The sequence below is a fragment of the Pseudomonas sp. Arb-4-2C genome, from assembly GCF_055755015.1.
Map to the genome: position 1 here is coordinate 1887026 of NZ_CM146899.1, position 21384 is coordinate 1908409.

Genomic DNA, 21384 nt, shown 5'->3' on the forward strand with positions numbered 1-21384 from the left:
GTTATTCATGAATCTGTTCCAGCTGCGCGCCTTCGACGCCGTGGCCCGGGAAGGTAGCTTCACCCGCGCCGCCGCGCGGTTGTTCATCAGCCAGCCGGCGGTCACCGGGCACATCAAAGCGCTGGAGGAGCATTACCAGATCACCTTGTTACGGCGTACCGCGCGACGCGTGGAGCTGACCGAGGAGGGCATCAAACTGGCGGCGATCACTCGGGCCATGTTCGGTCTGGCCGAGGAAGCGCAGACCCTGCTCGAAGCCAACCGCCAATTGCTCACCGGGCGCCTGGAAGTGGCGGCAGACGGCCCGCACATGGTCATGCCGATGCTCGCGAGCCTGCGCGCGCGGTATCCAGGGATCACGGTGAACCTGCGACTGGGCAATGCCCAGGAAACTCTCGCCGCGTTGTTGTCGGAGCACGCCGATGTGGCGGTGCTGACCGAAGTCGAACCGCGCAAGGGCCTGCACCTGCAAGCCTTGAGCGAATCGCGGATCTGCGCGCTGGTGCCCGCGACGCATCCTTGGGCGCAGCGCGCTGGCGAGGTGCGGCTCAGGGAGCTGGATCAGGTGATCATGGTCCTGCGTGAGCCGGGTTCGATTACCCGGCGCACGTTTGATCAGGCGTGCGCGCAGGCGGCGGTCAATCCGCGAGTGTTGCTGGAACTGGACAGCCGCGAGGCGGTGACCGAGGCGGTGGCAGCTGAACTGGGGGTGGGCGTGGTGTCATCGGTGGAAGTCAGTCATGACCCACGGGTGGTGGCGATTCCGATTGTCGGGGACGGGCTGGTCAATCGGCACATGATCGGGTGCATGGAGCGGCGGCGGGAGCTGCGTCTGATTCAGGCGTTTTTTGGTCTGGCGCCGGCCTGATACACCGTGGTGCGTCCTTCGCGAGCAGGCTCGCTCCCACAGGGGATTTGTATGTGCCGCAAGACCAATGTGGGAGCGAGCCTGCTCGCGAAGGGGCCAGAACTGTTCACACCAGACTCTCGCGAACCATATCGAGGAATGTCGCCACCACCCGCCGCGAGCTCTGCTCACGCAAGCACACCAGGGTCTCGGTCAAACGCCGGGTGCAATCGGTGATCGGCAACGCGCACACCCGCGAGTCGGCACCAAATTCCGCCGCCGACACCACCCCCACACCAATTCCTACCACCACCGCCTCGCGCGCCGCCTCCCGGCCCTCGACCTGAATCGCCGGACGAATGCGAAATCCGGCCCGCGCCATTTCCTCTTCCAGCGTCTGTCGGGTCACCGAGCCGTGCTCGCGCAGCACCAGCGGCGTGTCATCCAGATCCGCCAGGCAGATCGACTCACGCTCGGCCCATGGGTGATGGCGCGAGACGAACGCCACCATCGGGTCGTTGCGCAGCGGCACGCAGAGCAGGCGCTCATCACTGACATCGCGCCCGAGCAGCGCCAGATCGGCCTGATAGTTGAACAGGCGAAACAGCGACTCATCGGTGTTGCCGGTCTCGATCTTTACGCTGATTCCCGGGTAGCGCTCGCAGAACCGCGCAATCTGCGGCAGCACGTGCACCGGGGCGTCGACCGCGAGGATCAGGCTGCCGGTCTGCAGGGCCTGTGATTCCTGCAGCAGTTCCTGCGCCTCGGCCTCAATCACAAACAACCGCTGGGTGATTGCCAACAGGCGCTCACCGAGATCGGTCAGGCGCACCGAACGTTTATTGCGGTGAAACAGCAACACGCCGAAGCGTTCTTCGAGCTTGCGCACCTGGTCGGAAATCGCTGGTTGGGTGAGGAAAAGCCGTTCGGCGGCTTTGGTGAAGCTTCCATGCACGGCCACGGCGTGGAAGGCTTTGAGCTGGGCGTGGGAGACAGACATCGTGACTCCAGTAACAAGCTGAGCTTATGTGTGAAATACGATAAATCGATTTTATTTATTAAACAGTAATTGCTTTGATCCGCTCACGCCAGCGCTGACTGCCCGTTCGGGCAGCAACGCTGGCGATGAGCCTGGGCGTGCATCAACAGGACTCATCTGACCGTTATCGCCATAGGGATGGGGGCGATAGCGCAGTGCTCAACAATAAAAAACACAGGCGTTTACTCAACGATTCTGCCGGCACACTCACACCCTGAGGTCAGAACCACAATGAACAAGCACATCGGCACCATTGCGCGTTGGCGCATGCAGATCTTCGCTGTCACCTGGCTCGCGTACGCGGCTTTCTACTTCACCCGCAAAGCCTTTTCGGTGGCCAAACTGGGCATCGCCGAAGACCCGACCTTCATGCTCGACAAGATGGCCATGGCCAACCTCGACGCAATCTATCTGGCGGCCTACGCCATCGGTCAATTCACCTGGGGCATGCTCGCCGACCGCTTTGGCCCGCGGGTCGTGGTGCTCGGCGGCTTGTTGATTTCCGCTGGTGCCGCGTTGGTGATGGGCAGTTTCGCCACGCTGCCGATCTTCGCCACGTGCATGTTGATCCAGGGGCTGGCGCAGTCCACCGGGTGGTCGGGGTTGTGCAAAAACCTCGGCAGTTTCTTCCCCGCCGAACAGCGCGGGCGCGTGCTCGGTTTGTGGAGTTCCTGCTACGCGTTTGGTGGTCTGGTCGCCTCGCCGTTCGCCGGCTGGTGGGCGTATACGCTGATGGGCACCTGGCACGCGGCGTTCATTTCCAGCGCAGCGGTAGTGGCGGCGGTGGCGGTGCTGTTCTTTATCTTCCAACGCAACAAACCGGAAGACGTCGGCCTGCCGGCGGTAGAGCCGGAGCCGGAATTGAGCGCAGAAGAAACCGCAGCCAACAGCAAACTCAGCGTCTGGGAGCCGTTGAAGGAAATCCTGCGCAACCGCACGGTGCTGGTGCTGGGCCTGGCGTACTTCATGTTGAAACCGGCGCGTTACGCGATTCTGCTGTGGGGGCCGGTGATCGTCTTCGAACAGATGCCGAGTGTCGGCAAGGTCGGCGCGGCGATCATTCCCACTTCGTTCGAGCTGGCCGGGTTGCTCGGGCCGATCATGATCGGCATGGCCTCGGACAAACTGTTCGGCGCCCGGCGCATGCCAGCCTGCGTGCTCAGCCTGCTGGCGCTGACCGTGACCCTGGCGCTGTTCATGGGTGCGCTACACACCGGCAGCGTGATGCTGGTGGTGGCGCTGCTGTTTGTCATGGGCCTGACCCTGTACGGGCCGGACTCGATGATCAGCGGTGCCGCTGCCATCGATTTTGGCAAGGCCAAGGCCGGTGCCACGGCGGCCGGGTTCGTCAACGGTTGCGGCTCGGTCGGCGCGGTGCTCGGCGGGTTGCTGCCGGGTTACTTCGATTCGGTGACGGTGTTCATCGTCTTCGCTGGCTGCGCATTGTTCTCGGCGCTGGTGCTGATTCCGCACTGGAACAGCCGCCCGGTCGGGGTGATGGAGCCGCGCGCGTCCATTCCCAATTGCCCGCTGACAATCAAACCGCTGCGTTCCTGAAACCCTTGGCCTCGCGGCCTGCTGCGGTGTTCGCGGCAGGCTGTGGCGTGGCCGTATGACTGGAGAATCCCATGAGACCGTTTTGGCTCGAGCAAGCCTTGCAGGCTGATCCATCCTCGCTTTGCCCGCCACTGCAAGGTGAAGTGCGCACCGACGTGTGCATCGTCGGCGGCGGCTACACCGGGTTGTGGACGGCGATCATGCTCAAGCAGCAGAACCCTGAACTCGACGTGCTGCTGATCGAAGCCGACATCTGCGGCGCCGGTGCCAGTGGGCGTAACGGTGGGTGTGCGCTGTCGTGGTCAGCCAAGTATTTCACCCTGGAGCGCCTGTTCGGCGTCGAGGAAGCGGTGCGCCTGGTCAAGGAATCCGAGCGCAGCATCCACGCCATCGGCGCGTTCTGCGAACAGTACGGCGTCGATGCCGATTACCGCCTCGACGGCACGCTGTACACCGCGACCAACAAGGCGCAGGTCGGCTCGACCGACGCGGTGATCGCGGCGCTGGAGCGCAATGGCATCAACTCCTTCACGCAGCGCCCGGTGGCCGACGTGCAGCGCATGGCCGGTTCGAGTAAGCATCTGGAAGGCTGGTTCTCGCCGGCGGCAGCCAGTGTGCAACCGGGCAAACTGGTGCGCGGGCTGCGTCGGGTGGCGTTGCAACTGGGCGTGAAGATCCACGAAAACACGGCGATGACCGGTCTGGAAGAAGGCCGTCCGGCGCGAATCCACACCGCCAATGGCTGGGTGATCGCCGACCGAGTGGTGCTGGCGATGAACGCGTGGATGGCTCGGGCGTTCCCGCAGTTCGAGCGCAGCGTGGCGATCGTTTCCAGCGACATGCTGATCACCGAACCGCGTCCGGATCTGCTGCAGGAAATCGGTTTGACCAGTGGCGTCACCGTGCTCGACTCGCGGATTTTCGTGCACTACTACCACAACACCCCGGACGGCCGGATCATGCTCGGCAAGGGCGGCAACACCTTCGCTTATGGCGGGCGGATGCTGCCGGTGTTCGATCAGCCTTCGCCGTATGCCGGGTTGCTCAAGCACAGCCTTGGCGACTTCTTCCCGGCGTTTGCCGAGGTAAAAGTGGATGCGACATGGAACGGGCCGTCCGATCGCTCGGTCACCGGTTTACCGTTTTTCGGGCAGATGAGCGCCAGTGGCAATGTGTTTTATGGTTTCGGTTATTCCGGCAGTGGCGTCGGTCCGTGTCATATGGGCGGGCAGATTCTTGCCTCGCTGGTGCAGGGGCTCGACAACCCTTGGACGCGCTCGCCATTGGTCAACGGGCCGCTGGGGTATTTCCCGCCGGAGCCGATCCGTTATCTGGGGTCGTTGATGGTGCGCAACGCCATTCGCCGCAAGGAGCGTGCCGAAGATCATGGGCGTCGGCCGCGGCATCTGGACGTGCGTCTGGCGAAGTTTGCGGCGGCGGCGGGTAAGGCTGACAAGGGTTGAATGCACCGGGAAAATCCATTGCTGATGTACCCGAACCCACTGTGCGGGCTTGCTCGCGAAAGCGGCCAACCGGTTTCCGGCAGGTGTACTCGAATCCACTGTATGGAGCGGCTACGGATCGGCGCTGTTGAGCAGCCAGTCGAGTAACAGGCTGCTGTCGCGGTTTGGCGCAGTTTCACGCGGTGGCGCTGGGCGCGGGTTGGCGAGGCACAGGATCGGTCGATCCGGATCGGCGTCGAGGAAACTCACCCATACTTCGCTGCCGGCGTGGGGCAGTTCGTGGGCGGCGAGGCGGCCATTGGCGCCGGTCAGCGCAATCGGCAACCACAGACAATCAACATCCTCAGTCTGCGCAGGCCACAAGTTGACAGCGATGCGCCCCAGATCATCCAGTTGCGCGGGCTGACCGGGCGAACCCACCACCCGTGCCAAGAAATAGCCACCAATATTCGGACGTGGCTGTACCAGCGGCGGGCGAAAGTCGGTGGACCAGGGCAGGGCGCTGAAATCGTTGTGGTAGTGATGCACATTGGTTGTCGGATCGAGGATCGAGGGGTGCTGGCCTTGATGCTGAAGCTCGGTGATCAGCCATTGCTCGTTGAACGCATTGATCGGGTGCCCGTTGATCTGCAGCAGGTGCCCGCTGCGCAGTGCGCTGCAATCGCTGCGCCCCTGGATCGAGCGGGACTGGCAGCGTTGGCGCTGCAAGTGGCGACGGCTGCGTTGTTCGGCGTGGCGCTGTGCGCCCGACAGTTGCAAGGGGACAAGTGTGGGCACGGGGTGATTGGCCGCGTCTTCGGCAATCACCTGCTGGCCCCGGTTGCGAATGCCCTGTGCGGGCATGAACGGTGTCGCGTCATGGCGCTGAAAAAGTGTGCTGAGGCGAGGTGAGGAGGTATCGTCAGCGCCGGCGAACGGCAGCGGCAGCGGCTCCTGGGGCAGGCTCAGGTTGTCATCGGCAAACACCACTACGTGGCCATCCGGGCGATGTTCGAAGTGATAGTGAATGCCTTCCTCCTCGCACAGGCGTTGCAGCAAGGCGAGATCGCTTTCCTCGTATTGAATGCAAAACGGCCGAGGCGGGTAATGGCCGACGCTCATCTCGATCCGGTAGTTGTCTGAAGTCAGCCCGTGCTCGCCAAGTATCTGGGCGAGGATCGCCGGTACGCTCGATTGCACGAAGACCCGGCGCCGCGGCGCCTGCGCCAGCCCCAGCAGCTGCGGAACCAGAATCAGCCGATAGCCGATCCGGTGGCTGGCGCGGTGCTCGCAACTGACGCTGTGGATCAGGCCGTGAATTCCGTGATCGGTGCCCAGGCGCAAATATGCCGGTTGGTGCAGCAGGCTGCCTGGAGGCAGGGCCGGGGCCAGACCGATCACGTCAATCTCGAATCGAAAAGGCTGGTTGAGTGCTTCCGTGCCGCTGAAACGCAGCACCGGCAGGCACAGTGGGCCGTCGGTCAGGGTCAGGGTGAACGGGCTTTGCTGATCATTGAGCATGCATACGGGCTCTGTGGGGCAGTACGGACGGCAGAGGGTACGAAAACGCGAGCACGAATGGTCATGGCCAGTGGGTTTTTCAGAATCGCCCTACAAGGTGTGGTGAAGATGTCGATTCAACAATGCATTTTTTTGGTCGATTGCCGACTTTAGGCCGTATAAACTTGGCGCCACGCGTCGGCCAATAGATGTCTCGGCGCCACAGATCAAGAGAGTGAGTAATGGGCGCACAGTGGAAGGTTAAACACAAAGAAGCGGCAGCCAACGCCAAGGGCAAGATCTTCGGCAAACTGGTGAAAGAAATCACCATCGCTGCCCGCAACGGTGCCGATACCGCCACCAACGCACACCTGCGTCTGGTGGTCGAACAGGCCAAGAAAGCCTCGATGCCCAAGGAAACCCTGGACCGCGCCATCAAAAAAGGCGCCGGTCTGCTGGGCGAAACCGTGCAATACCACCGTGTGACCTACGAAGGTTTCGCGCCGCATCAGGTTCCGTTGATCGTCGAGTGCGTCACCGACAACATCAACCGCACCGTCGCGGAAATCCGCGTGGCATTCCGCAAGGGTCAACTGGGTGCTTCCGGTTCCGTGGCCTGGGACTTCAACCACGTCGGCATGATCGAAGCGTCGCCGGATACTCCGGACGCCGACCCGGAAATGGCCGCGATCGAGGCCGGTGCCCAGGACTTCGAACCGGCTGAAGAGGGCGCGACCCTGTTCCTGACCGATCCGACCGACCTCGACGCTGTGCAGAAAGCGCTGCCTGAGCAAGGCTTCACCGTGCTGTCGGCGAAACTCGGCTACCAGCCGAAGAACCCGGTCAGCGGACTGAGCGCCGAGCAGATGGCTGAAGTCGAAGCGTTCCTCGAAGGCCTCGACAACCACGATGACGTGCAGGACATGTTTGTCGGTCTGGCAGGTTGATCGGCTGAGTCACTGATACCGTCTTCGCGAGCAGGCTCGCTCCCACACTGGATCTGTGGCGTTCACAAATCCCCTGTGGGAGCGAGCCTGCTCGCGATTGACCGCGCAACGGTCACAGCCGCTCCAGCACCTCAATCACTTCGCTGAACCCCGGTCGCGCCAGCACATCCGCCTGGCAGCAACGCCGTTCCAGATCCTCCAGTACCTTGCGCCGTTCGACACTCAACCCCGCGTCGATGCGCGCCAGCAATTCGCCGAGCAGAACCCCGAACGCCCGTACTTCGATGCGTTGCAGCGCCTGTGTTTCCAGATTGTCGGTCGTGGCATGGAACGACGCCGCGCCAAAATCCCCCAGCAGGCAATCGCCCTGATCGTTCAACAGGATGTTGTGCCCGTAGAGATCACCGTGAGTGATGCCCTGTTGATGCAGGTGCTCGGCCGCCGACGCGATGCCTCGGGCAATGTTCAACGCGACCTCGGCACTGAACCGGCAATCCTCGCTGTAAACATCCCGCGAGCAGCTCGCCAGGCTTGGCAGTGCCGCAAGGTTGCGAAAGCTCGGGTCGATCAGTTGCATCACCAGCCCCTGTTGCCCGTCAGGATGTCCCTGAATGCGGCCCTCCACACGGATCAGGTTCGGGTGCAGGCCGGCGGTGATGCAGGCGTTCATTTCGTGCAGCGGCGAACCGTCGCTGGTCATTTCACCTTTGTACAGCTTCACCGCGACCGGCACCGCCGAGTGTTCGGTGCGCTGCCACAGCGCCCGGGAAATCACCCCGGAAGCGCCTTCGCCCAAACGTTGTTCCAGACGCAGCCGCGACCAGTCGATCAGCGGCGTGGCCTCCAGTGCGGCGGCGTCGGCTTCGGTTTCCAGCGGATTGCCGGCATACGCCAGCCAGGTCAGGCTCGGCAGGGTCAGCAGCCACTGCGGCAGTTCGCGCATCTGGTTGGCGGCGATGCGGATCAGCTCCAGGCGATGACATTGGTGCATGGACGCCGGCAGCGCTTGCAGGCGATTGCCGGCCAGCAGCAATTTTTGCAGATAGGGGCGCTCGCCCAGTTCGCTCGGCAGGGTTTCGATGCAGTTGTCGGTCAGGATCAACCAGCGCAACAGCGGCGGAAGGGCTGCGCCCGGCACGTGACTGATGCGGTTGGCCTTGAAGCCGATCATCGTCAGCGCCGCACATTGACCGACGCAGGCCGGTACCTCGGTGAAGTGGTTGTCCGAGCAAAACAGAATGCGCATCTTCGTCAGCCGATGCAGGTCGTCCGGCAGGCTGCTCAAGGCATTGCCGCTGAGGTTGAGCACCTCCAGCGTATCGGCCAGCTCGAAAATTTCCCGGGGAAACTCGGTCAGTCCGCAGGACAGGTCCAACCGGGTGATGCCCGACAACTCGCCGGCGCGCAATTGAGCAAGGGTGTGCATGAAGGTGGTCACTATCAAGGGAAAGAAGCGCCAGGCGCCTGGAATGGGCGACATGATAACGGCAATGGCTGGATTTGCACTGATCTGACCCTCGATAACTCCGCAATCCCTGTGGGAGGGGGCTTGCTCGCGAAGGCGTACTGTCAGTCAGTAATCCGTCGCTGACACTCCGCTTTCGCGAGCAGCCCGCTTCCACGAAAAGGGATCTCCAGGGTCAGTGGATTTCCTGCAACTGCCCCAAACGGCTGCGCGTGCGAGCGAGGTCGATGGCGTTGCCGCCAAGGGCCTCGCGCAGCGGCAAGCGGCTGAGCAGGGTCAGGTGTTTGTCCTGGTCGTAAAGCACGTCGATCAGGTTGATGAAGCGCTGTTGCGCGGCGATCGAGCATTCATCCAGTTCCGGCAGATCGTCGATGATCCACTGGTCGAAACGCCGGCACAGCTCCAGATAGTCCATCACTGCCGTCGGTTGCTCGCACAGATCGTCGAAGGTGAAAGCGACCCGGCGGCCATCGCACAGGCGCGTCTGAACGTGCCGGCTGCCGACCGCCAATGCAATGGCCGGGGCACCCTCGGGGGGCAGGTTCAGGGTCTGGCGCTGTGTCGGTGTGGCCGGCCATACATAGTGGCCCTGAGTGAACAGTTGGTGCGCGTGGTTGCTCGCGTGACTGCGGTAATCGAGCGGGCCGCCGACCTCCATGATTTGCATCCGTGCGTTGATCAGGTCGATCACCGGCTTGAAACGAGCGTGATAGAGCGGATTGGGCAGCAAACCTTCCGGCGGATAGTTGGAGGTCACCAGCAACAGGATGCCGCGCTGGAACAGGGCCTTGAACAGTCGGGTGATGAGCATCGCATCGCCGATGTCATGCACATGAAATTCGTCGAAACACAGCACCCGGCAATCGTCCAGCAACTCGTCGAGGGTAACGGCGAGGGCATCGTCATGTTCACGGTGGTTGAACATGCCCTTATGCAGTCGGGCAAAGAACGCATGGAAATGCACCCGTTGTTTCTGCGCAGTCCGCAGCGCCTGGAAGAAGCCGTCGAGCAGCCAGCTCTTGCCGCGTCCGACCGCGCCGTGCAGGTACAGGCTCACTGGCGTTTGCGCGCGGGCGCCGAACAACTGGCTGGCCTGTTGCGCCATGCAGTCGATCACCCGCTGTTGGCTGTGGCTGAGGGTGTAACCCTGGCCATGGGCCTTGTGGCGAAAGTAATCACGGATTGCTTGGCCACTGGCGTCATGCCCGCAGTTGCCCGGCCGGCCATTGGCGAGCCAGCGGCGCAGCGCCGACCAGCGTTGGGTCAGTGGCGATCGTTTGGGCGCTCGAGAGGGCACAGTGCGGTCACTCCGTGTTCATCAGACCGGCTCCCGGGAGCGCGGCGACGTAGTGTAACCAGAGGCTGCAGCAGCCTGCCATCGCGGCTCGTCGACAGTGGGCGATAACTGAACAGCATTGTGCGGTACGTACAGCAATTTTCAGCGATGTAATTCGCCTTGTTGCCAACCTTTCGAAACATATCCCGACAGTTCGATGGATCCAATCGACTGGCGGATTCGTCGACCGTTGCTAACCTGAAACACAGTAACGTCATCCAGGTGTTCCCTCACAAGGAATGGGACAGTGATTGCACGTGTGGTGGTGGGCTTGCTCGGGTTGCTTGGCGGCTTGGTGTACGCGGCGGATCTTCAGGTCGAAGTCCGTGTTGACGTGCAGCGTGGATGCCAACTGGTCGGCCAGCAACGTGAGGCGGGTATTGAACAACTGGGCGTGCTGGATTTCGGCAGCACTGCGCGTCTCGACGACCCGGCCGGGCCGTTGAGTGCGGCGCTGACCAACCAACGGTTGCCACGCCTGGAGTGCAACCCCGACACGCCGTATCAGTTGCGTGTCGACGGTGGCTTGCATGGTGGTGTCGGTGAGGTTCGTTACATGGCGGGGGCGGCGGGGAGCAAGCCGATTCCGTATCGCTTGTATCAGGACGCGGCGCGCCGGGTGCCGCTGGTGGTCGACGTGCCGCTCAGCGGCCGGGTGCCGGACACCGGCACCGTGGAACTGCCGCTGTACGCACGCATCGAGCGTCTGGCGCAGGTGCCGCAAGTCAGCCGCTATTCGGATCTGGTCAAGGTCACCGTGACCTGGTGACGGCAGGATTTCAGGCATTCCGCTGGAGGCGGTTTGCGCAGGGAAGGGGCGTTCAATGATGAACGCAAGGTTCGCAAGCATCCTGAAGGAGTAGGGACGGGCGCAATGACAGGCAAGCACTGGATGGTCATCGCCACAGGCACGCTGCTGTTGCTCGCTGAAGACGCACAGGCGGCGGTCAGTGGGCAGATACATGCGCGGCTGATCCTGATCGCCGGCTGCGAAGTCACCAACAGCGCCACGCCGGCAATCCCCGTGAGCAATCTGGGTACCCTCGATTTCGGTCAGCAGGGGCCGACCTGGACCGCACCGATCAAGGCCAGTCTCGACGGTGACAGCAGCGGCAAGCTGAATGTCGCCTGCAATCCTTCGGTCACCGGATTCACCGTCTCCATCGACGGCGGCTCCCACGGTGACGGCACCACTCGCCGCCTGAGCAACGGGCGCCAGACCCTGCCTTATCAGCTGTTCCTGGACGCCTCGGGCAGCCAGCGTTACAGCATCGGCCAACAACACAATTTCGCTGTCACCAGCGGTGCGCAGATACCGATTCCGGTATTTGGCTCGGTGGTGGCGAATACCCGCGCGGTACCGGCAGGTGTCTATACCGACACGCTGACAGTGACGCTCGACTGGTAACCCCGTAGAGGACGGACACCATGCGCAAGTTTGCATCAAGGATTGGTTTGTCGTTGCTTGGCCTGACGCTGGTTTCCAGTGTCAACGCCGCCACCACTGTCACCGGCCAGATCACTGCCAGTCTGACCCTGATCAGCAGCTGTCAGGTCAATGGCGCCGGTGGTTCCACCGGGCTGAACTTCGGTGCCCTGAACTTCGGCACCGCCAACAGCCTGTTCACCACCGCCAGTGGTCAGGTATTGGGCGGTGGCGGCGGCGCGCTGTCGATTCTTTGCTCCAGCGGCACGACACCGGTGGTCAAAGTTCGCGCCGGCGCTCACGACGGACAATCGCCGGGTGGCGCTCGTGCGCTGTACGACGGTGTCGCCAACTACGTGCCGTACGACTTCTACACCGATGCCGGGCATTCGACGCTGCTGCCGATTGACGGGACGATCAACCTGGCAACCAGCACCGGTGTGGCGCAAACGGTGAACCTCTATGGTCAGGCAGTGGGCAAGGCCGGGTTGCCGGCGGGGACGTACACCGACACCGTCGCTGTTGAACTGACATTCTGATGCCATGCGCCGCCATGGCTGCGTCGCGCTGTTCCTGCTCTGTGCGGGCAGTGTGCCAATTCCCGTCGCAGCGGCGACCAGTCAGAGCTTTCAGGTCAGCGCCACCATCACCCCGGGGTGCCTGGTGGTCGGCGGGGTATCGAACTATGGCGGGCTGAATTTTGGCTCGAATTCGGCGCTTTCCACCGGCACCGTGAAAGTGGCGCTGACCGGAGGCGTACAACTGCAATGCACACCGGGAGTGACGCTGAACATGAGCGTCGATGGTGGTCAGTACAACAGCAGTGGCCGTCACATGCAGCTCAACAGCGGCAGTGCGCGGGTGGCATACGCGCTGTTTCGCGATGCGGCTTACAGCCAGAGCCTGGGCATTGGCCAGAGTGTGGCGGTGGCCTACAGCGATGCGAACAACATCAGCCTGCCGATTTACGGTCAGGTGCAATTGCCGGGCAATCAGCCTGGGGGGGCGTACAGCGACGTGTTGCAGGTGCAACTGTCGTGGTGAGGCGAATTTGAATGGCCGACAAGGAGCAGGTTCATGGGGGCAGTTACGTCACGGCATGGGTGTGTGCAGTACGCGATGTTGGCGTTGGTCATGCTCGGAACCGGCAGTGCGCAGGCCGCCAGTTCGGTGCTGATCTGGCCGATCGATCCGGTGCTGGAAGCCGATCAACAGGCCAGTGCGCTGTGGCTGGAGAACCGCGGTACGGAAACCGCCAACCTGCAGATCCGCGTATTCGGCTGGAGCCAGAGTGGCTTTGAAGAGCAATACCAGAACCAGCGCGACGTGATCGGCAGTCCGCCGGTGGCGAAGATCGAGCCGGGCCAAAAGCAACTGGTGCGCCTGACCCGAACCAAGGACGTGCCGCCGGGGCAGGAACTGGCCTACCGGATCATCATCGACGAAATCCCTTCCGCTCAGCCGCCTGCTGCCGAGGGCGGCAAGACTGCGGCTGCGATCCGCTTCCAGATGCGTTATTCGGTGCCGTTGTTTGCCTACGGCGCGGGGCTGTGGAGCAAGGAAGACACCACCCGTCCACGTGATCCCAAGGGGATCGGTCTGCCACAGTTGAGCTGGCGCACGGTGGCGGTCGACGGTCGGCCTTATGTCGAAGTGCGCAACCAGGGCGCGGTGCATGCGCGGCTGACCGACGTGGTGCTCAAACAGGGTGGACAGAGCAAGCCAGTGGCCGAGGGGCTGTTGGGTTACGTGCTGCCGGGCGCGGCGATGCGCTGGCCGGCACCCGGGCCGCTGGCCGGCGAGTCGGCGCTGCAGGTGCGGGTCAATGGCGGAGCGCAGGTGCAGAGTATTGCGCCAGCGAAGTAATGGCCGGGCCGAGCAGTGCTCGTTAAGTGATTCTGTGGCGCATGAGCTTGCCCCCGTCCAACGGCGCTGCAGTTGTGATACGCGCCACTCAGTGGCGTGGGTAAAAGCAAGGGCGCTTCGCAGCCCCACGGGGGCAAGCACCCTCGCCACAATGAGGTGATCAGCCTCTTGTAGAGGGCAGTGGTATCAGGAGGATTCAGTCCATTGACGGACGTAAAGCGTGTATGAGCCCGGGATGGGCTCGCCGTATTCAGCGTCCGTTGTGGCTCATGACCGGCGCGTGGTGCCTGATGTTCGTTCAACCATCCGGGGCCGGGGAACTGCCGCCGCCTCCCAGCGGCATGGAGGCCGTGAGTGATGCACAGCTGTTTCTGGAATTGGTGGTCAATCAGATGAACACCGGGCGGGTGGTGGCGGTGCAGCAGCGTGACGGGCATCTGTTCCTGCCGGCTACCGCGTTGCGTGAAACCGGGATGACGCTGCCAGACAGCAGCGGTGAAGACGTCGACCTCGACGGTCTGCCGGGGCTGCACAGCGAATACGACAGCGTCGGCCAGCGCCTGCTGCTGGAGGTGCCGCCGCAGTGGCTGCCGGACCAGTTCATCGGCAACCGTCAGAACTATCCGCGCACCCCGGCCCTGAGCAGCTTCGGCGCACTGTTCAACTATGACTTGTACCTCAACGACACCGACGATGCCGGCACCTATCTGGCGGCATGGAACGAGGTGCGACTGTTCGACAGCTGGGGCACGCTGTCCAACACCGGGCAGTACCGGCGCACCTTGTCGGGTGACTCGGTCAGCACGCTCGACAATGGCTATCTGCGCTACGACACCACCTGGCGCTACTCCGATGACGAACGAATGCTCACTTACGAGGGCGGCGACGTGATCAGCGGCGCCTTGCCCTGGAGCAACTCGGTGCGTCTGGGCGGCGTGCAGTTCTCGCGGGACTTCGCCGTGCGCCCGGATCTGGTGACCTATCCACTGCCGCAGTTTGCCGGTGAAGCGGCGGTGCCGTCGTCGGTGGATCTGTTCATCAACGGCTACAAGTCCAGCAGCGCCGACCTGCAACCGGGGCCGTACACCTTGACCAACATTCCGTTCATCAACGGTGCGGGGGAGGCGGTGGTGGTGACCACTGATGCGCTGGGGCGGCAGGTGTCGACCACGGTCCCGTTCTATGTCACGAGCAGTTTGCTGCAAAAAGGCCTGAGCGATTTTTCCGTGGCAGCCGGTACGTTGCGCCGCGATTACGGTTTGAAGGACTTCAGCTACGGCACCGGCGTCACCTCCGGCAGCCTGCGTTATGGCGTCAGTGACAGTTTCACCCTGGAAAGCCATGCCGAAGCAGCAGACTCGCTGACCCTCGGCGGGATTGGCGGCAACCTGCGCCTGGGCAACTTCGGCGTACTCAACAGCGCCATCAGTCAGAGCCGTTTCGAAGGTGACGGTGGCGACCAGTTGAGCCTCGGTTATCAGTACAGCAGCCAGCGCTACAGCTTTTCCTATCAACGCCTGCAACGCCGCGACCAGTATGCCGACCTGAGCGTGATCGATACCCCTTACGTCAGCCTCAGCCGTCGTAGCGAACAGGCGACCCTGAGCGTCAACCTCGACCGCTGGGGCAGCCTCGGTGCCGGCTATTTCGACGTGCGCGCGGCGGACGATTCGCGCACGCGACTGCTCAACCTGAGCTGGAGCAAGCCGTTGTGGCGCAACAGCAGTTTCTACCTGTCGGCCAACCGCGAGATTGGTGACAGCAACTGGGCGGTGCAGGCGCAACTGGTGATCCCGTTCGATCTGCGCGGCAGCCTGGCGATCAGCAGCGAACGCAGCAAGACCGGGCAAAGTCAGCAACGGGTCAATTACAGCCGTTCGGTGCCGACCGAGGGCGGGGTCGGCTTCAATCTGGGGTACGCCAAGGGTGATGGTGCGGATTATCGACAGGCCGACGTGACCTGGCGTCTGCAATCGGTACAGTTGCAGGCCGGGGTCTACGGCACCTCAGACGCCGAAACCCGTTGGGCCGATGCCAGTGGTTCGCTGGTGTGGATGGATCGGCAGGTGTTCGCTGCCAATCGTATCGACGACGCATTTGTGGTGGTCAGCACTGAGGGCTTTGCCGACATTCCGGTACGCTACGAAAACCAGCAGGTCGGTCAGACCGACAAGAATGGCCATTTACTGGTGCCGTGGAGCAGCGCTTACTACCGAGGCAAATACGAAATCGATCCACTGAATCTGCCGGCCAATGTGCGCAGTCCCAATGTCGAGCAGCGTATTGCCGTGCGTCGGGGCAGTGGCTATTTGCTGGAGTTTCCACTGACCCGAGTGATCGCCGCGAGCCTCGTGCTGGTGGACGCGCAGCAACGAGAACTGCCGCTTGGCGCGGGCGTGCTGCATGAGCAGAGCGGCACGCGCACGGTAGTCGGCTGGGATGGCCTGGTCTACCTGGAAAACCTGCAGGCGCAGAACTCGTTGCAGGTGACACTGGCGGACGGCAAGACCTGCAAGGCGCAGTTCAGCGTGGACATGCAGCAGAGCCAGGTGCCGCTGATCGGCCCATTGGTGTGCCAGTGATCGCTGCCCGGATCTGTCTGTGCCTGGTGTTGCTGCTGCCGGGGGCAGCGCAGGCCCTGTGTTCGGTGACCAGCACCACGCCGGCGGCGTTCGGCTCGATCAGTTCGATTGCCGTGCGCACCACGACCCAGCCCAGTTCCACGCTCAATGCCGGGTTGAGTTGCACCGGCTCGCTGCTGTCACTGCTGACCAGCAACGACCACTTCTACGCCACCATCACATCGACCCAGAGCGGTCTGCTCGGACCCACGGGCGATGTCATCGGCTACACGATCTACGCCAACAACAGCACCAGCTACCCGGTGACCCGTGGCACCGCCTACGACTTTGCCCGCAACGGCATCATCGACGCCTTGGGGCTGCTCAATGGCACCACGCCGAAAACCGTGCCGCTGTACCTGGGCACGACCATTGGCAGCAACGTCGCCGCCGGGGTCTATACGGAAACCCTGAGTATTTTCTGGAACTGGAATTACTGCTCGGGCATTGGCATCGGTGCCATCTGTCTCGGGCGTGATATCGCCAACGGCACTGCCACGTTGACGGTGAACCTGACCGTGTCCAACGATTGCACGATCAGTGCGCCGAACATCGCCTTCGGCAGCGCGCCGGTGATCAGCGCTTTCACCCCGGTGACCGGGCAGACAATCAATCTGGCCTGCACCAAGGGCAGCGCCTACACCGTCGGTTTGAGCGACGGGCAAAACCCGGTCAGCGTTGGCGGCCGACGGCGGATGATTTCCGGGAGCAATTATCTGGCCTACGACATCTTCAAAAGCGCCGGCACTACCCGTTGGGGCAGTGTTGGCAGTGCCCGTCGCAACAGCACCGACGCCGAGGTCAATCCGGGGAACGGTCTGGGCACCGGGAGCCAGATCTTCAATTACAATGCGAAGATCTACACCGACCAGACCACGCCACCGGCTGGAACGTATCTGGACAATGTGGTGCTCGACGTGGGGTTCTGAATTCACACAGTCCCTGTTGGAGTGAGCCTGCTTGCGATAGCTTTCTGTCAGTGACATCTGATCTGACGGGTACACCGCTATCGCGAGCAGGCTCACTCCTGGAGGGGATTTGAGGCGCTTTCAGAATTGCATTGATTGCTTGAGTTGTTTTGCCGCTGGCGAATCTGTCGGGCTGACCATCGCATAGTTGTACCCGCCACCGGACCAGTAATCGGCCTGCAGATCACCATCGCTGCGGCTGCCGCGCGGCAGGAAGGTGTTCTTCGGCCCCGGTGGGCGTACGTAGAAACTGACCTTGTGGCCGCCGCGATCCTCGTACATCACCATCGCCGCCGGGCCTTCGTCGGTGCTGAGCAGACGGCCGCTGACCGGTTCGAATCCAGCGGATTTCAGGTCCGGCAGGCGACTGGCCCGAGTGAAATAACGGTCGAGCCAGCGCTGCATGTCGCCGTCGGAGTCGACCTTGTAGTCCGCCGGCAAAATCCCTTGCTGAGCGATCAGTCGATAGGCCTGCAGGGCGTCGGTCATCGGTAGCAGGGAGGAGCGCACCAAGGTCATCTCCCGCGCCTGCCAGCCACTGAAACCGCCGATGCCCACTGCGATCAGCAACACCGCCGCGCTGGCCAGGTGACGCCGCGCCTGTCGCTTGAGGCGCTGGCGAATCAACGCCGGATCCAGGTGCGGATTGGCCGGTTGCTGCAATGCGCCGCCCAGTGCCGCACGCAATTGTTGGGCATCCTGCTGCCAAGCATGAACCTGCGCGGCTGCGTCCGGGTGATTGGCCAGCCAGGCGTCGAGTACGCGCCGATCGGCTTCGCTGAGTTGGTGGTCGACGTAAGCGTGCAGGTCGCGCTCGCTGGGGGGCATGCTGATCATTTGAGAATCCGCAAAGAAGGGCTGCTGATTTCGCCGTCGCTGAGCTGGCGTAACGCCTGGCGCGCACGGGACAGGCGTGACATCACGGTGCCGGTGGGGACGTCGAGGATGTCGGCGACTTCCTTGTACGTCAGGCCTTCCACCGAGACCATCAATAGCAGGGCACGCTGCTCGGTGGGCAGGCGATCGAAGGCTTGCAGGGTCGCTTGGGCGATCACCGTGCGCTCGGTCGACGGCTCGGCATCGTCGCGGCCGGTGAAGAACTCCAGCATCCGCGCATAACGGCGGGAACGGCGATGGGCATCGAGAAACTGCCGGTAGAGGATCGAGAACAGCCAGGCGCGTACGTCGCCGTCGGCACGTTTGCCACCCCAGCCGGACAGGGCCCGCTCAAGGCTGGCCTGCACCAGATCGTCGGCGCTGCTGCTGTTGCGGGTCAGTGACACGGCAAAGCGGCGCAATCTGGGAATGATTTCTCTCAACTGTTCGTCGAATTCGCTCATGAAATTCTGCTAGTCACTACGCTGTGGACTAGGGAGACGTCTACCGTTCGAGGTTATTCCACGTTCGGAAAAATAAATACCGGGCCATGGAATAAATCCTGCCGGGGTGCGTCTTGCTGATTCTTCCTACTTGTGGCCGATGGCCCTGGAGTTGTTCATGGTTGATCGCACTTCACCGCCGGGCAGGCCGCCGCGTCCGCCCTTGAGTGCCGCAAGCGCAGTGTTGCGCCTGACGGCCATAGCCGTGGTGGTTGCCGCAGTGGCCGGGGCGTTTGCCTACGTGCACGGTAACCTTGACCCACAACGTCTGACGCCCAAGGCACTGGTCGATGTGCTGGAGAAAAACAACGGCGTGCATCCCGGGTTTCGTCGTAACCATGCCAAGGGCGTGTGCGTGATCGGGCATTTCGAGAGCAGCGGCGAAGCGCGGGCGTTTTCCTCCGCGCAGGTGTTCAACGAGCCGCAGACCCCGGTGGTCGGTCGTTTCGCACTGCCGGCGGGTAATCCTTACGCACCGGACAATAGCGTGCCGATCCGCAGCCTGGCATTGCGTTTCACCCAGGCCAACGGTCAGCAATGGCGCACCGGGATGAACAGTATGCCGGTGTTCCCGGTCGGCACGCCCGAGGCGTTCTATCAGTTGCAGCAAGCCCAATCGCCGGATCCGGCCACTGGCAAACCGGACCCGTCGAAGGTGCCAGCGTTCTTTGCCGCACATCCGGAGGCGGTGCCATTCCTGACTTGGGTGAAGACTGCCAAACCGTCGGCCAGCTATGCCACCGAAACCTACAACAGCGTGAATGCGTTCTATCTGGTCAACGCCAGTGGCCAGAAGCAGGCTGTGCGCTGGAGCGTCACGCCACTGGCGCGTGATGCCGCCGGAGCCACGGCGCCGGAGGGTGCGGATTTTCTCGAGAAGGATCTGGTGCAGCGTCTGGCGGAAGGGCCGTTGCGCTGGCAGTTGAACATCACCCTGGCCAATCCCGGTGATCCGGTGAACGACGCCAGCAAGACCTGGCCCGAGGGGCGCAAGGTGTTGAACGCCGGCACGCTGGTGCTGGAGAAGACTCAGCCGCAACTCAGCGGCGAATGCCGTGACATCAACTACGATCCGCTGGTGCTGCCGGCCGGTATCGAAGGCTCCGACGACCCATTGCTCGCCGCGCGTTCTGCCGGTTACGCCGATTCTTACCTGCGGCGTACCAGTGAAGTCAGCCAATTGCCCGCCGCCAAGCAGGAGGCTCGCCCATGAGCACGCAACCGACTCATTTCGCACTGCTGGCGCGGCTGCTGCACTGGCTGATGGCGCTGATGATCATCGCCATGTTGTTCATTGGCGCCGGCATGGTCACTTCCGTTTCGCAGCGGCATGAATGGCTGATTCACCTGCACAAACCGCTGGGCATCGCGATTCTGCTGCTGGTGGTCGTGCGCCTGTTTGTGCGGTTTTCCACCCGACAGCCGCCGTTACCGGCAGATCTGCCCGGCTGGCAGGTGATGGCGGCCAAGGCGTCGCATGTGTTGTTGTACGCGTTGATGCTGGTGCTGCCGGTGCTCGGCTGGGCGATGATCAGTGCGTCAGGCGAGCCGGTGATGCTCAGCAGTACGTTGCAGTTGCCGTCGATCCTGCCGGCCGATGCGCAGCTGTTTGCCGTGCTGCGCAAGGCGCATGGCTACCTGGCGTATCTGCTGTTCCTGACCGTGCTGCTGCACCTGGCGGCGGCGCTGTTCCATGGTTGGGTGCGCCGCGACGAGGTGCTCGACAGCATGCTGCACGGTCGGGATCGCGACTAGCCTGCCTGGGTGGCGCACCGCTGCGGTGCGCCACTGTTCAGGGTCAGCCACCAGTAACCCAGCGCCAGCGCATTGATACCGGCACCCAGCAGGCACACGCCGGTCCAGCCGGCCCATGCGTACATCGCCGTCGAAATGAGCGAACCCACTGCGCTGCCGATCGAATAAAACAGCATGTAGCCGGCGGTGAGGCGGCTTTGTGCTTCGGGGCGCACGCTGTAGATCATGCTCTGGCTGGTGACGTGCACGGCCTGCAAGCCCAGATCGAGCGTGATCACGCCGAGCAACAGGGCCCACAGCGACGACTGAGTGAGGGCGATCGGCAGCCACGACGCCAGCATCAGCAATAACGAAAGTCCACTGACCCATTGGCCAAGCCCCCGGTCAGCCAGATGTCCGGCGCGTGCCGCAGCCAGTGCACCGGCGGCACCGGCCAGGCCGAACAAACCGATTTCACTGTGGGACAACGACAGCGGCGGCGCGGCCAGCGGCAGCACCATCGGCGTCCACAGGACCATGGCGCTGGCGAAGGTCAGCAAGGCGAGTATCGCCCGTTGTCGCAGCACTGGTTCTTGCCTGAACAGGCTGAACACCGAAGTGATCAGCGCGCCGTAGCCGCTGGCCGGCTGCGCGGACTCATCCTTAGGCAAGACGCGCAACAGCAACAGCGCCATCAGCAGCGTCAGCCCTGCCGACAGCATGTAGATCGCCCGCCACCCGGCCAGGTCAGCCATGGCCCCGGCCACAGTACGCGCGAGCAGGATACCGACGACGATGCCGCTGGTGACGACCCCGACGACCCGGCCACGTTGCGCCGGGAGGGCCAATGTCGCGGCGTAGGCGACCAAAACCTGCGTCACCACCGCGAGCAGGCCGGTCAGGGTCATGCCGAGCAGTAGCCACACGCTGCTGGGGGCCACCGCGATCAGCAGCAGGGCGGCTGCCGAGAGCAGGGTCTGGGTGACGATCAGCCGTCGTCGGTTGAGCAGGTCGCCGAGCGGCACCAACAACACCAGACCGATGCCATAGCCGATCTGCGTCAGGGTGATGACGATGCCGATGGTTGCCGGCGACATGGCAAATGCCTCGGCCATGGCGTCCAGCAGCGGCTGCGCGTAATACACGTTGCCCACGGCCAGACCGCAGGCAACGGCGAACAGCAGCACCACGCTGTTTTTGAGTGATTGAGGTTGCATGCCCTGATTCCTTTTCGGGTTTCAAAATAAAACCAGAATC

General features: G+C 62.9%; 20 protein-coding genes. 13 read left to right on the top strand and 7 right to left on the bottom strand.

Going from position 1 to position 21384, the window contains the following annotated elements; genetic code table 11:
• Window positions 1-7: 7 nt before the first annotated feature.
• A complete protein-coding gene (locus tag AC0J41_RS08515) occupies window positions 8-868 on the top strand; it encodes a LysR substrate-binding domain-containing protein (RefSeq protein ID WP_473015162.1) in 861 nt (286 codons plus the stop codon).
• Window positions 869-974: 106 nt separating this feature from the next.
• On the opposite strand, the gene AC0J41_RS08520 is transcribed toward AC0J41_RS08515, so the two are convergent.
• The gene (locus AC0J41_RS08520; protein ID WP_473015163.1) at window positions 975-1847 is read right to left on the bottom strand and encodes a LysR family transcriptional regulator; all 873 of its coding nucleotides are present in this window, start codon (window positions 1845-1847) and stop codon (window positions 975-977) included.
• Between the two features lie 270 nt (window positions 1848-2117).
• Between AC0J41_RS08520 and AC0J41_RS08525 the strand changes: the two genes are divergently transcribed.
• Together AC0J41_RS08525 and AC0J41_RS08530 are read left to right on the top strand one after the other, a co-directional pair.
• On the top strand, window positions 2118-3443 hold the full coding sequence (locus AC0J41_RS08525) for an MFS transporter (protein ID WP_473015164.1): 1326 nt from the start codon (window positions 2118-2120) through the stop codon (window positions 3441-3443).
• 71 nt (window positions 3444-3514) lie between these two features.
• Complete coding sequence (locus AC0J41_RS08530) at window positions 3515-4906, top strand: FAD-dependent oxidoreductase (protein WP_473015165.1); 1392 nt, start codon at window positions 3515-3517, stop codon at window positions 4904-4906.
• A 111-nt stretch (window positions 4907-5017) separates the two neighbouring features.
• Here AC0J41_RS08530 and AC0J41_RS08535 read toward each other — a convergent pair whose 3' ends face one another.
• Window positions 5018-6406: a type VI secretion system Vgr family protein gene (locus AC0J41_RS08535; RefSeq protein ID WP_473015166.1), complete on the bottom strand. Its 1389-nt coding sequence runs from the start codon at window positions 6404-6406 to the stop codon at window positions 5018-5020.
• 221 nt (window positions 6407-6627) lie between these two features.
• Here AC0J41_RS08535 and AC0J41_RS08540 point away from each other — a divergent pair, with 221 nt between their 5' ends.
• On the top strand, window positions 6628-7332 hold the full coding sequence (locus AC0J41_RS08540) for a YebC/PmpR family DNA-binding transcriptional regulator (RefSeq protein ID WP_025108932.1): 705 nt from the start codon (window positions 6628-6630) through the stop codon (window positions 7330-7332).
• Between the two features lie 112 nt (window positions 7333-7444).
• Here the strand turns inward: AC0J41_RS08540 and AC0J41_RS08545 are convergent, their stop codons facing one another.
• Together AC0J41_RS08545 and zapE are read right to left on the bottom strand one after the other, a co-directional pair.
• A complete protein-coding gene (locus AC0J41_RS08545) occupies window positions 7445-8758 on the bottom strand; it encodes a protein kinase (protein WP_473015168.1) in 1314 nt (437 codons plus the stop codon).
• 214 nt (window positions 8759-8972) lie between these two features.
• Complete coding sequence (gene zapE / locus AC0J41_RS08550; RefSeq protein WP_473015169.1) at window positions 8973-10094, bottom strand: cell division protein ZapE; 1122 nt, start codon at window positions 10092-10094, stop codon at window positions 8973-8975.
• A 286-nt stretch (window positions 10095-10380) separates the two neighbouring features.
• Here zapE and AC0J41_RS08555 point away from each other — a divergent pair, with 286 nt between their 5' ends.
• The 7 genes from AC0J41_RS08555 (at window position 10381) to AC0J41_RS08585 (ending at window position 16975) form a co-directional block, all read left to right on the top strand.
• A complete protein-coding gene (locus tag AC0J41_RS08555; RefSeq protein WP_473015170.1) occupies window positions 10381-10902 on the top strand; it encodes a Csu type fimbrial protein in 522 nt (173 codons plus the stop codon).
• A 105-nt stretch (window positions 10903-11007) separates the two neighbouring features.
• Complete coding sequence (locus tag AC0J41_RS08560) at window positions 11008-11541, top strand: Csu type fimbrial protein (protein ID WP_025108936.1); 534 nt, start codon at window positions 11008-11010, stop codon at window positions 11539-11541.
• A 20-nt stretch (window positions 11542-11561) separates the two neighbouring features.
• Window positions 11562-12098, top strand: a complete 537-nt coding sequence (locus AC0J41_RS08565; RefSeq protein WP_025108937.1) for a Csu type fimbrial protein — start codon at window positions 11562-11564, stop codon at window positions 12096-12098.
• A 4-nt stretch (window positions 12099-12102) separates the two neighbouring features.
• On the top strand, window positions 12103-12603 hold the full coding sequence (locus AC0J41_RS08570) for a Csu type fimbrial protein (RefSeq protein ID WP_473015171.1): 501 nt from the start codon (window positions 12103-12105) through the stop codon (window positions 12601-12603).
• A gap of 33 nt (window positions 12604-12636) precedes the next feature.
• The gene (locus tag AC0J41_RS08575) at window positions 12637-13425 is read left to right on the top strand and encodes a fimbrial biogenesis chaperone (RefSeq protein ID WP_473015172.1); all 789 of its coding nucleotides are present in this window, start codon (window positions 12637-12639) and stop codon (window positions 13423-13425) included.
• Window positions 13426-13649: 224 nt separating this feature from the next.
• Entirely contained in the window at window positions 13650-16007 is a 2358-nt protein-coding gene (locus AC0J41_RS08580; RefSeq protein WP_473015173.1) for a fimbria/pilus outer membrane usher protein, read from the top strand.
• The gene (locus AC0J41_RS08585; RefSeq protein WP_025108941.1) at window positions 16004-16975 is read left to right on the top strand and encodes a Csu type fimbrial protein; all 972 of its coding nucleotides are present in this window, start codon (window positions 16004-16006) and stop codon (window positions 16973-16975) included. Before AC0J41_RS08580 ends, AC0J41_RS08585 begins: the two co-directional genes overlap by 4 nt.
• Window positions 16976-17095: 120 nt before the next feature.
• Here the strand turns inward: AC0J41_RS08585 and AC0J41_RS08590 are convergent, their stop codons facing one another.
• Both AC0J41_RS08590 and AC0J41_RS08595 read right to left on the bottom strand, forming a co-directional pair.
• Window positions 17096-17851 (bottom strand): anti-sigma factor family protein, encoded by a 756-nt coding sequence (locus AC0J41_RS08590; RefSeq protein WP_473015174.1) that lies wholly within the window; start codon window positions 17849-17851, stop codon window positions 17096-17098.
• Entirely contained in the window at window positions 17848-18354 is a 507-nt protein-coding gene (locus AC0J41_RS08595; protein ID WP_025108943.1) for an RNA polymerase sigma factor, read from the bottom strand. The genes AC0J41_RS08590 and AC0J41_RS08595 overlap by 4 nt, the downstream gene beginning before the upstream one ends.
• Before the next feature lie 157 nt (window positions 18355-18511).
• On the opposite strand from AC0J41_RS08595, the gene AC0J41_RS08600 reads away from it, so the two are divergent.
• On the top strand, window positions 18512-19606 hold the full coding sequence (locus tag AC0J41_RS08600) for a catalase family peroxidase (RefSeq protein WP_025108944.1): 1095 nt from the start codon (window positions 18512-18514) through the stop codon (window positions 19604-19606).
• On the top strand, window positions 19603-20148 hold the full coding sequence (locus AC0J41_RS08605) for a cytochrome b (protein WP_473015175.1): 546 nt from the start codon (window positions 19603-19605) through the stop codon (window positions 20146-20148). Before AC0J41_RS08600 ends, AC0J41_RS08605 begins: the two co-directional genes overlap by 4 nt.
• Here AC0J41_RS08605 and AC0J41_RS08610 read toward each other — a convergent pair.
• Window positions 20145-21344: an MFS transporter gene (locus AC0J41_RS08610; protein WP_473015176.1), complete on the bottom strand. Its 1200-nt coding sequence runs from the start codon at window positions 21342-21344 to the stop codon at window positions 20145-20147. The genes AC0J41_RS08605 and AC0J41_RS08610 overlap by 4 nt on opposite strands.
• Between the last annotated feature and the right edge of the window lie 40 nt (window positions 21345-21384).

Coding starts and splice junctions, on each gene's coding strand:
- AC0J41_RS08515 (WP_473015162.1), top strand. CDS start 8: ATGAATCTGTTCCAGCTGCGCGCCTTCGACGCCGTGGCCCGGGAAGGT.
- AC0J41_RS08520 (WP_473015163.1), bottom strand. CDS start 1,847: ATGTCTGTCTCCCACGCCCAGCTCAAAGCCTTCCACGCCGTGGCCGTG.
- AC0J41_RS08525 (WP_473015164.1), top strand. CDS start 2,118: ATGAACAAGCACATCGGCACCATTGCGCGTTGGCGCATGCAGATCTTC.
- AC0J41_RS08530 (WP_473015165.1), top strand. CDS start 3,515: ATGAGACCGTTTTGGCTCGAGCAAGCCTTGCAGGCTGATCCATCCTCG.
- AC0J41_RS08535 (WP_473015166.1), bottom strand. CDS start 6,406: ATGCTCAATGATCAGCAAAGCCCGTTCACCCTGACCCTGACCGACGGC.
- AC0J41_RS08540 (WP_025108932.1), top strand. CDS start 6,628: ATGGGCGCACAGTGGAAGGTTAAACACAAAGAAGCGGCAGCCAACGCC.
- AC0J41_RS08545 (WP_473015168.1), bottom strand. CDS start 8,758: ATGCACACCCTTGCTCAATTGCGCGCCGGCGAGTTGTCGGGCATCACC.
- AC0J41_RS08560 (WP_025108936.1), top strand. CDS start 11,008: ATGACAGGCAAGCACTGGATGGTCATCGCCACAGGCACGCTGCTGTTG.
- AC0J41_RS08565 (WP_025108937.1), top strand. CDS start 11,562: ATGCGCAAGTTTGCATCAAGGATTGGTTTGTCGTTGCTTGGCCTGACG.
- AC0J41_RS08570 (WP_473015171.1), top strand. CDS start 12,103: ATGCGCCGCCATGGCTGCGTCGCGCTGTTCCTGCTCTGTGCGGGCAGT.
- AC0J41_RS08575 (WP_473015172.1), top strand. CDS start 12,637: ATGGGGGCAGTTACGTCACGGCATGGGTGTGTGCAGTACGCGATGTTG.
- AC0J41_RS08580 (WP_473015173.1), top strand. CDS start 13,650: ATGAGCCCGGGATGGGCTCGCCGTATTCAGCGTCCGTTGTGGCTCATG.
- AC0J41_RS08590 (WP_473015174.1), bottom strand. CDS start 17,851: ATGATCAGCATGCCCCCCAGCGAGCGCGACCTGCACGCTTACGTCGAC.
- AC0J41_RS08595 (WP_025108943.1), bottom strand. CDS start 18,354: ATGAGCGAATTCGACGAACAGTTGAGAGAAATCATTCCCAGATTGCGC.
- AC0J41_RS08600 (WP_025108944.1), top strand. CDS start 18,512: ATGGTTGATCGCACTTCACCGCCGGGCAGGCCGCCGCGTCCGCCCTTG.
- AC0J41_RS08605 (WP_473015175.1), top strand. CDS start 19,603: ATGAGCACGCAACCGACTCATTTCGCACTGCTGGCGCGGCTGCTGCAC.
- AC0J41_RS08610 (WP_473015176.1), bottom strand. CDS start 21,344: ATGCAACCTCAATCACTCAAAAACAGCGTGGTGCTGCTGTTCGCCGTT.